Source organism: Shewanella sp. 8A, from assembly GCF_023475945.1.
Classification (GTDB): domain Bacteria; phylum Pseudomonadota; class Gammaproteobacteria; order Enterobacterales; family Shewanellaceae; genus Shewanella; species Shewanella xiamenensis.
The window spans coordinates 26,470-40,919 of sequence record NZ_JAMDJP010000024.1 but is presented as its reverse complement, the minus strand read 5'-3'; the positions used below and the strand labels follow the sequence as shown (position 1 = coordinate 40,919).

Annotated in this window: 14 protein-coding genes and 1 pseudogene; 10 read left to right on the top strand and 5 right to left on the bottom strand. The window is 47.2% G+C overall.

Annotation, left to right across the window (positions count from 1 at the left end):
- Positions 1–61: 61 nt before the first annotated feature.
- The 8 genes and pseudogenes from M0413_RS16785 to M0413_RS16750 all read left to right on the top strand — a co-directional run.
- A complete protein-coding gene (locus M0413_RS16785; RefSeq protein ID WP_011623088.1) occupies positions 62–766 on the top strand; it encodes a CoA transferase subunit A in 705 nt (234 codons plus the stop codon).
- Between the two features lie 110 nt (positions 767–876).
- Positions 877–1,533, top strand: a complete 657-nt coding sequence (locus tag M0413_RS16780; protein ID WP_011623089.1) for a 3-oxoacid CoA-transferase subunit B — start codon at positions 877–879, stop codon at positions 1,531–1,533.
- A 192-nt stretch (positions 1,534–1,725) separates the two neighbouring features.
- On the top strand, positions 1,726–2,043 hold the full coding sequence (locus M0413_RS16775; protein WP_037425681.1) for a hypothetical protein: 318 nt from the start codon (positions 1,726–1,728) through the stop codon (positions 2,041–2,043).
- A 408-nt stretch (positions 2,044–2,451) separates the two neighbouring features.
- Positions 2,452–3,054, top strand: a complete 603-nt coding sequence (locus M0413_RS16770; RefSeq protein ID WP_249554972.1) for a DJ-1/PfpI family protein — start codon at positions 2,452–2,454, stop codon at positions 3,052–3,054.
- Positions 3,055–3,089: 35 nt separating this feature from the next.
- Positions 3,090–3,401, top strand: coding sequence for a cytoplasmic protein (locus M0413_RS16765; RefSeq protein ID WP_088586957.1), 312 nt, complete (start codon positions 3,090–3,092; stop codon positions 3,399–3,401).
- Between the two features lie 224 nt (positions 3,402–3,625).
- The gene (locus tag M0413_RS16760; RefSeq protein ID WP_249554970.1) at positions 3,626–4,381 is read left to right on the top strand and encodes a sulfite exporter TauE/SafE family protein; all 756 of its coding nucleotides are present in this window, start codon (positions 3,626–3,628) and stop codon (positions 4,379–4,381) included.
- 101 nt (positions 4,382–4,482) lie between these two features.
- Positions 4,483–4,710, top strand: coding sequence for a hypothetical protein (locus M0413_RS16755; RefSeq protein WP_249554968.1), 228 nt, complete (start codon positions 4,483–4,485; stop codon positions 4,708–4,710).
- A 226-nt stretch (positions 4,711–4,936) separates the two neighbouring features.
- A pseudogene (locus M0413_RS16750) lies at positions 4,937–5,188 on the top strand (GNAT family N-acetyltransferase); the annotation flags it as partial.
- An 83-nt stretch (positions 5,189–5,271) separates the two neighbouring features.
- Here the strand turns inward: M0413_RS16750 and M0413_RS16745 are convergent.
- The 4 genes from M0413_RS16745 to dapA all read right to left on the bottom strand — a co-directional run bounded on the left by M0413_RS16745 (position 5,272) and on the right by dapA (position 11,785).
- A complete protein-coding gene (locus M0413_RS16745) occupies positions 5,272–8,367 on the bottom strand; it encodes an efflux RND transporter permease subunit (protein WP_249554966.1) in 3,096 nt (1,031 codons plus the stop codon).
- A complete protein-coding gene (locus M0413_RS16740; RefSeq protein WP_037417563.1) occupies positions 8,364–9,446 on the bottom strand; it encodes an efflux RND transporter periplasmic adaptor subunit in 1,083 nt (360 codons plus the stop codon). Before M0413_RS16740 ends, M0413_RS16745 begins: the two co-directional genes overlap by 4 nt.
- Positions 9,447–9,799: 353 nt before the next feature.
- Complete coding sequence (gene bamC / locus M0413_RS16735) at positions 9,800–10,897, bottom strand: NlpB/DapX family lipoprotein (RefSeq protein WP_037417567.1); 1,098 nt, start codon at positions 10,895–10,897, stop codon at positions 9,800–9,802.
- Positions 10,898–10,900: 3 nt separating this feature from the next.
- Complete coding sequence (gene dapA / locus M0413_RS16730) at positions 10,901–11,785, bottom strand: 4-hydroxy-tetrahydrodipicolinate synthase (RefSeq protein WP_249554964.1); 885 nt, start codon at positions 11,783–11,785, stop codon at positions 10,901–10,903.
- 172 nt (positions 11,786–11,957) lie between these two features.
- On the opposite strand from dapA, the gene M0413_RS16725 reads away from it, so the two are divergent.
- Both M0413_RS16725 and bcp read left to right on the top strand, forming a co-directional pair.
- Positions 11,958–12,509, top strand: a complete 552-nt coding sequence (locus M0413_RS16725; protein ID WP_037417572.1) for a glycine cleavage system transcriptional repressor — start codon at positions 11,958–11,960, stop codon at positions 12,507–12,509.
- Positions 12,510–12,512: 3 nt separating this feature from the next.
- Positions 12,513–12,983 (top strand): thioredoxin-dependent thiol peroxidase, encoded by a 471-nt coding sequence (bcp, locus tag M0413_RS16720; protein ID WP_047536092.1) that lies wholly within the window; start codon positions 12,513–12,515, stop codon positions 12,981–12,983.
- A 230-nt stretch (positions 12,984–13,213) separates the two neighbouring features.
- Here bcp and M0413_RS16715 read toward each other — a convergent pair whose 3' ends face one another.
- On the bottom strand, positions 13,214–14,170 hold the full coding sequence (locus M0413_RS16715) for an adenosylmethionine decarboxylase (protein WP_055648216.1): 957 nt from the start codon (positions 14,168–14,170) through the stop codon (positions 13,214–13,216).
- Positions 14,171–14,450 lie beyond the last annotated feature (280 nt).

Below are 14,450 nucleotides of genomic sequence, written 5' to 3'. Positions count from 1 at the left end.
CGTCGAGGCGCTAAACATACCTAGCGCCTTGGGGACTGAATAACAGTAAAAGGACATCAAAATGGCAGGACTCAATAAAGTCGTCAGCAGCTATGAAGAAGCGTTAGCAGGTTTATCCGATGATATGACCATTATGGTTGGCGGTTTTGGCCTGTGCGGTATTCCTGAAGGCTTAATCAATCAAATGGTTAAGATGGGCGTTAAGGGCTTAACCGCCATTTCAAACAACGCTGGTGTGGATGATTTCGGTCTGGGCTTATTGTTAAAACACCGCCAGATTTCGACCATGATCGCCTCCTACGTAGGTGAGAACGCCACCTTCGAACAGCAAATGCTCTCGGGCGAACTGAATGTGATTTTAACGCCGCAGGGCACGCTGGCGGAAAAAATCCGCGCGGGCGGCGCAGGCATTCCGGCATTTTTCACCGCCACTGGCTACGGTACCCCCGTGGCGGAAGGTAAAGAAACCCGTGAAATCAAAGGCCGTCATTACGTGTTAGAAGAGTCTCTGACTGCCGATTTTGCTCTCGTTCGCGCCTGGAAGGCCGATACTATGGGTAACTTAGTGTTCCGTAAAACCGCCGCTAACTTTAACCCTATGATGGCGACTGCGGGCAAAATCACGGTTGTGGAAGCCGAGTTTATTGTGGAGCCAGGCGAGCTCGATCCAGATCATATCCATACTCCCGGCATTTATGTTGATCGCGTCATCCAAGGCAAGTTCGAGAAACGTATCGAGCAGCGCACGGTAAAAGCGGCGAAATAAGCAACGCAGAACGATTAACAACGCAAGCTAAAGCGACAGAGTCTAAGCCCGAAATAAAGACCGAAAAATTGAGGCCTATAGCGACTCTAGGTAAAGGAAGGATAAAGATCATGGCATTATCAAGAGAACAACTGGCACAGCGCGTTGCCAAAGAATTACAAGACGGCTACTACGTCAACCTCGGTATTGGCATTCCCACGCTCGTGGCTAACTATATTCCCGCAGGTATGGAAGTGATGCTGCAATCGGAAAACGGCCTGCTCGGCATGGGTGAATTTCCGACAGAAGAAACTATCGATCCAGATTTAATCAACGCCGGCAAACAAACCGTCACCGCGGTAAAAGGTGCCTCGTTTTTCTCCTCCGCCGAAAGCTTTGCCATGATCCGTGGCGGCCATGTAGACTTAACCGTACTCGGCGCCTTTGAAGTCGATGTGAATGGTTCTATCGCCTCATGGATGATCCCAGGCAAGCTTATCAAGGGCATGGGCGGCGCAATGGATTTAGTCGCAGGGGCGGAAAATATTATAGTGACTATGATGCACGCCGATAAGTACGGCAACTCTAAGCTGTTACCCGTGTGCGAATTACCCCTCACAGGTTACGGCTGCATCAAACGTGTTGTCACCGATTTAGCCTTTATCGAAATTAAAGACGGCGCCTTCCATCTGTTAGAGCGCGCCCCCGGTGTCAGCGTTGAAGAAATTGTTAGCAAAACCGCTGGCAAATTAATCGTGCCAGACCATGTACCAGAGATGGTGTTTTAAGCGTTCTTTAACACGGTAAGTTAATAAACTCACACAATACACATCAGCTAAATGCTAGGCTTAGACTTCTATATAAGCCTAGCTATCTAGTGAATTACCCAACTAAATTATTCATCGCTAATAATTATCAAAAGCTAAGCAGCTATCACATTGTAAACATTGATGACTTAGCTAAAGAAGGGAGAGTGCTAAGTGACATTTCCTATTAAATTCACTTATGACGAAAGCGTTGTACTTTCACTTGGCGCAATACTGTGGGTTGAAGCAATCATAGGTTTATATGGTATTGGCAGCTATTTAATTGATACCTCGCCAAATGCCCACGAAGGCATAATATTAGCGGCTGGCATGTGGTTTTATTCGCTCTTTTTTCAGATTCCCTACGCGTTTTTTTTATATAAGTATTGGTACAACACTCGCCCCCTAGTGAAACAGCTAACCGTCATATCCATCCCAATATTATGGTTTCTTTATTTTTATCCAACTTATCAAGGGCTAAATGTTGTTTAAGGCCCATCATTTTAAAACCTATTAACTGAAAGCGATCGATTTACTCACCTACAGGTGCTGAATCATTGTTACAAAAAGACGTTTTACCCCTTTAGCACCAAAATTAGCCATCTTAAGCACAGTTACGATAAACTCGCCGCAGCCAAAATAGTAAGGATGCTCAAGTTGTTAGCTAAATTTCTTAATAAGTGCTGAGCTAGGTTAATGCCCGATAGTCACAATGATGTCTAATCAGAATGTCGGCGCTTTGTAGTCTCGGAGTTTGCCTTATGACAGCAGACTAACTGGATAACTAATATTTCATTTAAAATCAAAAAGATAATAACCATTTCCATATTAATACCCCAAGGCTTAAGGCTGAGCCTATTCAAGCCTTAAGTCATCCCAATGCAAACGAGAGGACAAAGGATGTACCAAATTGCGATTGTGATATTTGATGAATTTACCGATATCGATTTCTTTTTAATGCGCGATATTCTCGGCCGCACAACAACAGATTGGACAGTCAAAGTGCTCGGGACCAAACCTAGCCACAGGTCGAGTTTGGGAATGACGGTAGAAACCCATGGTCATGTCGTGCAAGTCGCCGATGCTGACGTGGTGTTATTCAGCAGCGGCTACAAAGGCGTACCTGCCGCACTTGCGGATCCTGAGTTTATGTCGGCCCTTAAATTAGATCCCTCACGGCAATTACTTGGCAGTATCTGTGCGGGGTCATTCTTCTTTGCCAAGTTAGGCTTACTCGACAATATCTCGGCAACGACGCATCCCGATGCCAAAGCCGCATTAGTGGCCATTGGTGTGGAGGTGGAAGACTGCGCTCTGGTGATCAATGGTAATATTGCCACCGCGGGAGGCTGCCTGTCCTCGCTCTATTTAACGGGTTGGGTAGCGGAGCGTTTATTTGACAGTACAAAGCGCCGCGAAATTCATCGGCAACTGATCCCCGCAGGCCAAGCCGATGTGTTTGACGCCTTAATCGAATCCTCGATTGCCTCAGCGATTCGCTAATATGGTGTGCAATCCTCTGGATGAAGGGCGCAATTATGACACTCAAAGCACTACTTAATCAGTTAAAAACCGAGCACAAGATCACCGGCGTAGTCGAACTTGCGGCGCTATTGGCGCAAGATAAGGCGCTACTTCAGCAGATCAAACAAGCGGATGCACAGTATTGGGTCAACTTTAGCAAGCAGACGTTTGATGGTTGGTACTGCGTCGCTACGCCATCGAATGCCAGCTACCATGTGTACTATCAAGAGCGTGGGCAACATTGCTGGGGAGAAGAGGTATTTAGCGATCAACATTTAGCCATCGCTACGGTGATTTTTGAGTCAGGGCTGTTTCACGCTGAATAAAGGCATCACTGCAAAGTGTTAATCACTTTTGATAAGTTAGGCTGAGCCCTTAATGCCAAGGCTTTTTACCTAACCCCGATTCGGCACGCCCATAACAAAGCCATTAATCTGCCGCCACTTACAATATTGATGGCTTTTCATCTGAATGACTTACTGTTAAGGTGATGTTTTTATAAGCAATTGACATTCAGATTGAGTTAGACAATGGCAGCGGAGCATTCACTATGGATTGGTTACTGATCGCCCTCGCAGGCTTACTCGGCGGCATGTTAAATGCGGTGGCGGGCGGCGGCAGCTTTATCACCTTATTTGCCCTTGTGTTTGTGGGCGTGCCGCCACTGATGGCCAACGCGACGGGCACTGCTGCTCTGCTCCCCGGCTACCTTGCCAGTGCCTGGCGTTTTCGAAAAGAGATTGAATATCCTGCAAATCTTAACCTAAAAACCCTGTGCTGGATTGCGATAGCTGGCGGATGTCTAGGCGCGGCGATTTTGCTGAGCACCAGCGAGCAAGTCTTTGCTTATCTTGTCCCTTGGTTGATTTTGCTGGCAACCCTCGCCTTTATCGCTGGACCTTGGTTACTGAAAAAACGTTTAGCCCATGCCAGCATCACCCGTGTGAATACCGTCAAGCCACTGACTGCAATGATGATTCTCTTCATCGTTTGTATTTACGGCGGCTATTTTAATGGGGGATTAGGGATTATTTTACTCGCCACCTTTGGGTTACTCGGCCAAACCCAATTACATGGGATGAACGGGCTTAAAAATTTACTCTCCGCCCTACTCACCACCATTGCCGTGGTGATTTACGCCCTAGGTAATCTGATTGATGGACAATATCTGTTACTGCTTGCCATTATGGCGATTATTGGCGGCTATCTTGGCGCCGCGCTGGCTTATCGCATTCCCCAATCCCTGCTGCGGGGTTTTATTGTGCTTGTCGGTTTCGCCATGAGTGTGGGATTTTTTATGCGTTAACCCCTTTGCGTTAGCCTAAAATATGCAAACCTCAAGCGTCATGTATTGGCAAACTACCTGCTTAATAGAAATCTAGATACTGGATAAAACAAGGAAGCGTGATGGGCGCCATTTCAATTAGACAAGCACAGATAGCCGACCATAACGCCATGTCGGCCTTACTGTTGCAGCTGGGTTATAGTGCCACCGAGGCGCAGTTACATCAGTATCTCGATGATCCTAAAAGATCGGATGAAATCTATCTCGCCGAGTCTGAGGGAGTCGTGGTTGGGTTGATAAGTATAGGGCGTGTTGGCGTTTCAGGGTTATTTTTGCAGCTATTTGGCTGACGTTTATGCAAGGCAAAGTCCGTGCAGTGTAGTTATTCTACATAAACGGACGATAACGCAGCAGAAACGCCAGCCAAATGCTGCCCGAAGGGTTCGTCTGGCAAGCCCTTGCTCTTTGTCACTCGTCATTTGAGTAGAATAACTACACATCATTCCTCGTTTCGCGAGCACGTGCTTGCCAGAACGAACAAAATTTAATCTCGAAACGTCAACACGCCCTAATCTTTTTGATTATTTTCCCTCGCAGCAACACATCTGCCGCATTACTGCTTTAGTGGTGACTGAGGCCAGTCGAGGTTTAGGTGTGGGGACGCAACTAATTGATTTTGCAAAATCGAGGGCAAGTGAACGAGGTTGTCGCCAGCTTGAGGTCACCACCTCTATGCGCCGCGAGCAGACCCAAGCCTACTATGAGTCCATTGGCTTTGAGAAAACCTCCTTTCGCTATATTCAAGCCGTTGACGTTAACCCAAAGTGATTTAGCCCAAAGTGATTTAGCCCAAATAAAATAGGCGCTTAAGTGAACTTAAGCGCCTATTTTGGCTAAGCGTTAGCGAGGGATTAATCCTGCGCTAATTCCTTATCTAATTGCTGAGCAATCGCTTCTGGCGAGCCGCTATTACGGGCAAAAAGACCGTAGGCAGTTGGGATCACATAAATGGTAAACAGCGTCGCCAGCATAATACCCGCAAGCACCACTACGCCAATCACAAAGCGGGTTTCAGCACCTGCGCCCGTTGCCAAAACCAGAGGGACGGCGCCCGCAGCTGTAGTAATCCCCGTCATCAGGATAGGCCGTAAACGCTGGCATGAGGCTTGGATAATGGCGCGGTCAAAATCGACGCCCTTATCCCGCAACTGATTGGCAAATTCGACGATCAGAATACCGTTTTTTGCCGCAAGGCCCACCAGCATAATAATCCCAATCTGGCTGTAGATATTAAGGCTCTGCCCCGTAAACCACAGCCCTATCAAGGCGCCAACCGTGGCAAGCGGTACCGTCAGCATAATCACTATAGGGTGAATATAGCTTTCAAACTGCGCCGCTAATACCAGGAACACAATCCCAAGCGCCAGCAAGAACACAAAGTACATTGAGCTGCCAGACTCTTGATAATCCAGCGATTGTCCCTTGTAGCTGATGACAGCCTCCGCAGGCAAGTAAGCTCGCGCCACTTGATTGAGGTAATCCAGCGCTTCGCCTAGGCTATAACCATCCGCCAAGCTGGCCTCAATGGTAATCGCCCGCATACGGTTGTAGCGGTTAAGGGAGCTGGCATCGGCAAACTCTTCTACCGTAACTAAGTTGGATAATGGGATCAGCTCCTTCGTCCGTTCAGAGCGAACATAGATATTTTGCAGATCGGCCGCGGTATTTTGGTTACTGCGCTCCCCTTCCACAATCACATCATACTCTTCGCCATCACGCATAAAGGTGGTGACAAGGCGCGAACCTAACATAGATTCTAAGGTACGACCGATATTAGAAATCGATACCCCAAGGCTTGCCGCCCTGTCTCTGTCGATCACCACTCTAAGCTGCGGTTTGGTCTCTTTATAATCGTGGTCAAGGCCAAGCAGTTTAGGATTTTCCGCCACCTTTTCCATCATAATATCCCGCCAAGCAGCGAGTTCCTCATAGCTTGGACCACCAATAACAAATTGCACCGGTTTGCCCACGCCACGACCAAAAGCTTGGCGCATCACAGGGAAGGCCTGCACACCGGCTAAATCGGCGAGGCGCTTGTTAATATCGCCAATCACTTCTTTCATAGGACGACGTTGCCCCCAATCCTCGAGCACAATAATCGCCATACCGTTAGAGAAGTCTGCCGCGCGGCCAAAGCCACGGGGCGCACGAATCAGCAAACGCTTGATATCCCCCGAATCCACCAATGGCATTAGGCGGCTTTCCACCTCAGTCATATAGGATTCGATATACTCGTAACTCGCCCCCTGAGGCCCGTTAATCATTAAAAATAATGAGCCTCGATCCTCCTGCGGTGCAAATTCCTGCGGTACTTTTTGGGCAAGAAACACACTACTACCGAGCGCAATCAACACGATAACTGACATCAGCACTGGTTTTGCCATCGCGCTCTCTAGCGAGCTTTGATAGCGACGGGAAATGCCCGTCATAATGCTATCAACCTTACGCACTAGCCATGAGTCCTGCGACGCGGGTTTAAGCAGCTTAGAGCACATCATCGGGCTTAGGGTTAACGCCACGATACTGGAGAAAATCACCGCCGCACTCATGGCCACCGCAAACTCCTTAAAGAGCTTGCCTAAGTCTCCTTCGAGGAACGTGATCGGCATAAATACCGCCACCAGCACCAAGGTAGTGGCAATGACCGCAAAAGCGACTTCACGGGCACCCAAAAACGCCGCTTTTAAGGGTGAATCTCCTTCTTCGATACGGCGGTGAATGTTTTCCAACATCACAATCGCATCGTCCACCACCATACCGATGGCGAGGATCATCGCGAGCAGCGTCAACAGGTTGATTGTATATCCCAAGGCATAGAGCACGATAAACGTGCCGAGCAAAGAAACAGGCACCGTAATCGCAGGGATTAACATGGCACGCACGCTGCCAAGGAATAGATAAATCACAATAATCACTAAGATCATTGCGGTAAACAGCGTTTGATAAACCTCTTTAATCGAAGCTTCGATAAACACTGAGCTATCGTAGCTACGCTTAATCGACATGCCTGCGGGCAAGGTAGGATTGATTTTATCGACTAACGCATTAACAGCGCGGGCCACTTCTAAGGTGTTGGCGGTCGACTGTTTTGACACCCCAAGGCCAATCATGGCCTCCTTGTTGCCGCGGAACATAATGCGCTCTTCTTCGGAGCCAATGTCCACCTTAGCTACGTCACCAAGCTTGACTAAATAACCATCTTCTCCTTGAGCAATCACCAGATTGGCAAAATCCTCAGCGCTGCGATAACTTCGCTCTAAACGCACGGTAAAGTGGCGCTCCTTGGACTCAAGCGAACCTGCGGGCAACTCGACGTTTTCAGCCCTAAGTGCGGCTTCAACATCGGCCACCGTGAGGCTTCTGGATGCAAGGGCTTGTCTGTCAAGCCAGATGCGCATGGCGTAAACCTTGCCACCACCGATACGGATCATCGACACCCCGTCAACCACCGATAGACGGTCGGATAAATAGCGACGGGTATAATCGGTTAGCTCTAATGTGGTCATTTGATCCGACACTAAGTTGAGCCACATAATCACTTCATCGCCACCGTTGGCTTTTTGCACCTCTGGGGGATCGGCTTCTTCGGGCAAGTTATCTAATAGACCCGAAATTCTATCGCGTACATCATTGGCAGCATCCTCAATATTACGACTAATATCAAACTCTAAGGTCACCTGTGAGCGACCATCGCTGCTCGATGAACTCACATGGCGAATACCTTCGACGCCGCTGATCCTGTCTTCTATCAGCTGAGTAATGCGACTCTCAACTACCGCAGCACTGGCACCGCGATAGTTAGTTTCAATCGAGACAATCGGCGGGTCGATATTGGGGTATTCCCGCAGCGGTAATTTATCAAATGCGACTAAACCAAAGGCCACCAGCAATAGGCTAATGACCGAGGCAAATACCGGCCGTTTAACGGAAAGATCGGTCAGGATCATACGCTTGGCTCCGTATTAGCATCGGAAAGATAGCTAAATTTTTCAGCCAGTTGGGTCTTTACCACATCACCAGGATGCACCTTAAGCAGGCCGCGGATCACCACATTTTCACCAATTGCTAAGCCCTCAGTAATTTCTACCCAGCCACGGGTACGAACTCCAATGGTGACTTGCTTACGCTCGATGACATTGTCTTTATTCACACTGTAAACAAAGTGTTCTTTCTGGATTGGGATAATCGCCGACTCAGGCAACATTAGCGCCTCGCGGCTGCGTTTGATGAGTTTAACCTTCATCAGCATCCCAGGCAGTAAGCGTAAATCTGGATTTGGGATTTCGGCGCGTACAATCACGGCACGGGTGGTTGGGTTAACACGGCTATCGATGGAAATCACTTTGCCTTTAAAGATTTCATCAGGGAAAGCCACGGCTTTTGCTTCAACAAGCTTGCCAGGCTGCAAGTCTTGAATAAAACGCTCTGGCACTGAGAAATCTAATTTAATCTTAGAGATATCATCGAGCGTGGTGATCTCAGTACCCGGTGTCACTAAACTACCCACGCTCACTTGGCGCAGGCCTAAACGGCCATTAAAGGGGGCGATAATACTGCGATCATTGAGGGAAGATTGTGCCTGCTCTAACTCGGCGCGGGCCGTATCGATTAAGGTTTGCAGGCGGTCACGCTCTAATTCTGCCACTGTTCGACTGGTGACAAGCGAACTAATCCGCGCCAATTCACGCTGATTGTCACTCACTTTCACCTGCGCCACTTTCACTTTGGCTATCTGCTCGGCATTTTGCAGTTGCACCAATAAATCGCCCTTTTTGACAATATCGCCATCATCAAACTTTAATGAGGTCACCACATCAGTGACTTTGGGCGTAATGGTGACGGACTCAAATGCCTTATTTGTGCCGATAGCTTCCACTTCGTCTCGAACTTGTGCCATAGAAGCGGTGGCGATAACCACATTAGGGGTGAGCTTAACTTTTGCTTGCTGCTGCTCTTGAGGTTGCATAGCTTGATATCCAAACCACGCCGCTGCCAAAATAGCGATGATAATTATGATTTTTTTCATCTGGCTTCCAAATGATTACTCGCATTAGTGACGGCTAGTTTACCCACTCGCATCATTGCATCAATACGTTTTACTTTTTCTTACAAATTACGCTGAGCGCGCAAAATTTGTAATAACGCTGCGGACAAGTCGAAAAACACCACAGAGGTGAAGAATGCAATACGATAAATGGCAATTTAAGCGGATTGTTTCAAAATAACTCACAAATTAAGCGGTTTAATCTAAAACCATAATATAAATATTGATATTACCTAGAAATATTCTGATACATCATGCTGTATCGTCCTAGAGCAATAGGCTGAATTGCAGACACAAAAAAGGGCGATAAATCGCCCTTTTTGACTGAGGTGGAATTAACGCAGTTTGCGCTCTTCTTTCATCAGATTCGACAATGATTCATACACCTTGGCGACAACGTCATTCGATAACGGCTGATCTTCAGCGTCACGAAGCAAAATCTTAGTCTCATCAGGGGTATCACCGTCTTGTAAGAGTAAACGGTAGCTACCTTCTTTTAAGGACAATTGATTGTCGTTCCACAATGAACTCCAGAAACCTGAGTTATCGGTAAACTTAATAAAGTACAGGCCTTTAGCACTGTCCATATCTGAAATTTCAAAGCCCATTTCTGGCAATACTATACGCAGACGATCCCACACTTGCTTATAGGAAGCCTTAGCAGACCAATATGCAGCACCCTCTTCTGGCGTGACCAAATCAACATTGATCCCTAAGGTCTGCTTTAAGCGGTTTGCTTGAATGGTTTGCTCACGCTTAACGCTCATATAAGCAATGGCACTGTTAAGCATATCGATGGTGTAACGCTGCTTATCCTCACCACTGAGCATTACATCCTGCTCTTTACCATCGTAAAACTCTTCGTGTTCTACTAAGTGAATAACGATATTAGCGGTACGGCCGTGTGGACGGGTTTCGATATCGAAGCGATAACGCTGACGCAGCAGATATTCTTTATCTGAGCCCCATAAACTTGACTCCAACACCTCTCGGCTTTCAATCCAATCGGTTTCAATGTTGCCTTTATCATAGTCGCGACTACGAACAGGGATCGCTTGCTTCGCTAAGAATCCATCTAAGTTAGCGAAAATCTCTTGCTTAAGATCGACACTGTTATCAATCGATTCAACCACAATCTTAATGTTATCGCTGCCCTCTTCGACATGCGTACCTTCTGCCATTGGCAAAACTTGCAGTGGTGGGCGGATATCAAGGTTTTTACCAACAAGCGCAGGGTTTGCTTTAGCGCCGATTGCCGGAACCTCGTATTCTTTATTGTAAGGCGGCGTTTTCAATCCCTCAGGGATCTTTAGCATTGGCGCTTGCTCAGCCTGAACATAGTCTTCAGCACCGTTGGCTTGGCGACGCTCTAATGGCGAACTACAAGCTGCAACAGCAGCAACTAAGAACAGTGGAGTGACTTTCTTTAACATTAATTATTTAACCTCTATCTGGGCACGAGTCATTGCATCTAACAACAGACCATGACATTGCTCAGAAAGTTCAGTCAAAGGTAAACGAATATGGCCACACTGAATCAACCCCATACGATGGGCTGCCCATTTCACTGGGATAGGATTTGCTTCGCAAAACAGTGTGCTATATAAACCACGTAGTGGCTCGTCGATACTTGCGGCTAATTCGGCGTTGCCCGCCAATGCGGCGTCGCACATAGCTTTAAAGGCTTTTGGCACTATGTTGTTGGCAACCGAAATCACCCCGTTACCCCCAAGGAGCAAAAACTCTCTCGCTGTCGCATCATCACCGCTGTACAGCATAAAGTCATTGCCGCAAAGTTCACGTAGTCGTTTAACCCGTGATACATCACCCGTGGCTTCTTTTACACCAATAATATTGCTCACGCTCACTAACTCGGCCACGGTTTCAGGCTTCATATCAACCGCGGTGCGCCCAGGAACGTTATAGAGAATTTGGGGAATATCTGTGCTGGCCGCCACGGCTTTATAGTGGGCCACTAAGCCCTTTGGCGTCGGTTTATTGTAGTAAGGTGTTACGCCTAACATGGCGTCAACCCCGACTTTAGATAAGGACTTGGTGAGTTCGATAGCTTCTGCTGTCGCATTCGCACCATTGCCACCAATCACAGGGATACGACCTGCGACAAACTTAACGATTTGAGCGACCACGGCAACGTGCTCATTCATTGGCAGAGTCGCTGACTCACCGGTAGTACCCACGGCAACGATGGCGTCTGTGCCTTGGTCAATATGGAATTCGACTAACCTTTCAAGACTTGCAAAATCTACTGAGCCATCACTGTTCATTGGCGTGATTAAGGCTACGATGCTTCCGTTTATCATCTGACTTCCCCAAAATTTCAGGATTCGCTATGGTACTGATGCCAACCATTAATGACAAGCACTAACGGGGGTCTCAAATTGATTTAGTTATGGTAGCATTACATCCCGCACAAAAACTCGGCGCTCGGTCTCGAGTTTTCGCTCTATGATATCGAAAAAGTGAGGACAATTCATGACCAATTTCCTGGTCGTAACTGCAATGGGCGTAGACCGTCCTGGACTCGTAAGTAAACTAGCTCGGCTTGCCAGTGACTGTGACTGCGATATCGTCGACAGCCGTATGGCATTATTTGGTAACGAATTTACCTTAATCATGATGTTGTCAGGTTCGTGGGCATCCATAACGAAAATTGAAAGCTTGCTCCCGAGTCTCAGTGTTGAATTAGAACTGATGACGGTGATGAAGCGTACCTCTAAGCACACGCCGCAAAATTACCTTTCGCGCCTTGAAGTGCGCTTTACTGGTAAAGATCAGCGCGGCACGATGAAATCCATCACCCAGTTTCTTGCCGACCGCTCCTTAGACTTGGCGGCAGTACGCTCCTTCTCTGAAGAGCTTGAAAATGGCGAGCAAACGCAAACTATTTCATTAACCATCAATATTCCTGAAAAAGTTGAACTAGAAAAGCTCGAAAAGAGTATCTATCAACTCTCCGAGGAGATGGCACTGGATTGCACCATTAGACGCATGGAAGGCACGACCTCAAGAAACGACAGAGGATAATAGATGAATACCTTAACCGCTGGTGCCAAAGCGCCACTTTTTACCTTACAAAATCAACAGGGTAACGCTGTTTCACTACAAGAATGCTTAACGCGTGGTCCCGTTTTAGTCTATTTTTACCCTAAAGCGTCAACCCCTGGCTGCACAGTACAAGCCTGCGGTTTACGTGATAGCAAAGCTGAACTCGACAGCCACAAAGTAACCGTCCTCGGCATTAGCCCAGATCCTGTGGCTAAATTAGCTAAGTTTGCTGAAAAACAATCACTTAACTTTACCCTACTCAGCGATGAAGACCACAGCGTTGCTGATGCCTTTGGCGTGTGGGGCGAAAAGAAATTTATGGGTAAAGTCTATGATGGAATCCATAGGTTAAGTTTCCTCATCAACACCGATGGCACTATTGCCCATGTGTTCGATAAGTTTAAAACCAGCGACCATCATCAAGTGGTGCTGGCAGAGATTGCAGCGCAGTAATAGCCGCTAAATGGTATAGCAAGGGATTTTCTGACTAATTGCCAACGGCTCGGTTTAGAAATTTCAGTTTTAATTGCCCAAAAAAAACCGCAAGCAAACATAAAATGGCCCGAAATCAGGGCCATTTTTGATGAAAAATTTTCAGCTTGTGGCGAATAAATCCTCTAATCACACCGCAACTTTAGCAGTCGCTTATTCCATTGAATCACCAACTCAATTCTGGGAAACGATTATAGGAATACAGGCAGTAACTCTTCAGTTTGAAGCTGTTGATAGTGATTAAAATCAATCTGACAGCCTTGCTCAGTTACGATTGAACCATGCGCTAAACATACATGCTCAGGAAATCCAGCAGTCATAAGCGACTGGTTAAAACGGATGAGATCCCAGCTTGAGGGCATAAATAGCTTAATCATTTGTGCAACAAGGGGATAGGGATAAACAGCTAAATCCAGATTAGTCTCAAAGCTGACGTAGGAGTTATCTCCCGGCCCTATCGATGGCGTGATATGCAAGGTAACATAGTCAGCCCCACGTATCCCATTTAACGAAAATCCCGCGGGCTGAAAACAGTGCATATCAAATTGAAAATCAGGGAAAATTCGCTGCAATCCTAAGCGTTGATAAATCCCCTGCTCGGTTTGTGTGGGCGACTTGAGGTAATCAGCCAACTCGCCACGGATGTGGTACATCATCAGTTCAAGGCAGGTATCATACGTTGACGACATAGGTTGGCCGTCAGTGCAAAACAAATTGTCAGTACAAAACAAATAGTGATGATGTGAATCTAAGTGACCAACTCGAAAGGCTTTTCCGGGGATCAAGGTCCGCAATTTCGCAATATCGTCAGCAAAGTGTGTGCTTTGTAGCTGGGCTTGGTATTCATTCTTACGCTGATAACAGAGCGCGGCAATGTGCTCAACCCCTAAGGCGTTAATAAAGTAGCAGGCCGCCTCAATCAGGGTGCTATTACCGCAGGTGAGCAGCAGAATCTTATCATCCCAGACGAACAGGCTCGATTCACTCAGTAGATAGGCATCGCAGGCAGGATTACGGATTATTGACAGGATTTCCGCATTGGCACAGGCGACCAAGGTTGACCAAAAGCCGTACTCTCGTTGGCGCAGTGATGCCATATTGGAAGTGAGTCTGATCTCAAGCTTTTTTTCCGCGCCTTCAAAAAACATCAAGCCGTTCGCCTCATCTTATCCCTGTGTTTGGGCATCTAATCTATTGGTATATCAGTCATTCATGGTTCGCTGGCAACGCTGACTTAAATGTATGCACGCATTTTAAGACTGATAACCCATCAAATTTGCGCGGCTATTTTTACACGACTAGCGCCGCAATAAAACCACCGCGCTTGCTTTTACAAGATGATAGCCTTGCAACGCACTCACCTTTACAACTCGCTAGCAAAAAGCAACACAGTCACCTTGGTAACTCGCTAGCAAAAATAATAGGCTA

Excerpts from the sequence above, each read along its gene's own strand:
- M0413_RS16785 (WP_011623088.1), top strand. The coding sequence starts at position 62 with ATGGCAGGACTCAATAAAGTCGTCAGCAGCTATGAAGAAGCGTTAGCA.
- M0413_RS16780 (WP_011623089.1), top strand. The coding sequence starts at position 877 with ATGGCATTATCAAGAGAACAACTGGCACAGCGCGTTGCCAAAGAATTA.
- M0413_RS16770 (WP_249554972.1), top strand. The coding sequence starts at position 2,452 with ATGTACCAAATTGCGATTGTGATATTTGATGAATTTACCGATATCGAT.
- M0413_RS16765 (WP_088586957.1), top strand. The coding sequence starts at position 3,090 with ATGACACTCAAAGCACTACTTAATCAGTTAAAAACCGAGCACAAGATC.
- M0413_RS16760 (WP_249554970.1), top strand. The coding sequence starts at position 3,626 with ATGGATTGGTTACTGATCGCCCTCGCAGGCTTACTCGGCGGCATGTTA.
- M0413_RS16755 (WP_249554968.1), top strand. The coding sequence starts at position 4,483 with ATGGGCGCCATTTCAATTAGACAAGCACAGATAGCCGACCATAACGCC.
- M0413_RS16745 (WP_249554966.1), bottom strand. The coding sequence starts at position 8,367 with ATGATCCTGACCGATCTTTCCGTTAAACGGCCGGTATTTGCCTCGGTC.
- M0413_RS16740 (WP_037417563.1), bottom strand. The coding sequence starts at position 9,446 with ATGAAAAAAATCATAATTATCATCGCTATTTTGGCAGCGGCGTGGTTT.
- bamC (WP_037417567.1), bottom strand. The coding sequence starts at position 10,897 with ATGTTAAAGAAAGTCACTCCACTGTTCTTAGTTGCTGCTGTTGCAGCT.
- dapA (WP_249554964.1), bottom strand. The coding sequence starts at position 11,785 with ATGATAAACGGAAGCATCGTAGCCTTAATCACGCCAATGAACAGTGAT.
- M0413_RS16725 (WP_037417572.1), top strand. The coding sequence starts at position 11,958 with ATGACCAATTTCCTGGTCGTAACTGCAATGGGCGTAGACCGTCCTGGA.
- bcp (WP_047536092.1), top strand. The coding sequence starts at position 12,513 with ATGAATACCTTAACCGCTGGTGCCAAAGCGCCACTTTTTACCTTACAA.
- M0413_RS16715 (WP_055648216.1), bottom strand. The coding sequence starts at position 14,170 with ATGTTTTTTGAAGGCGCGGAAAAAAAGCTTGAGATCAGACTCACTTCC.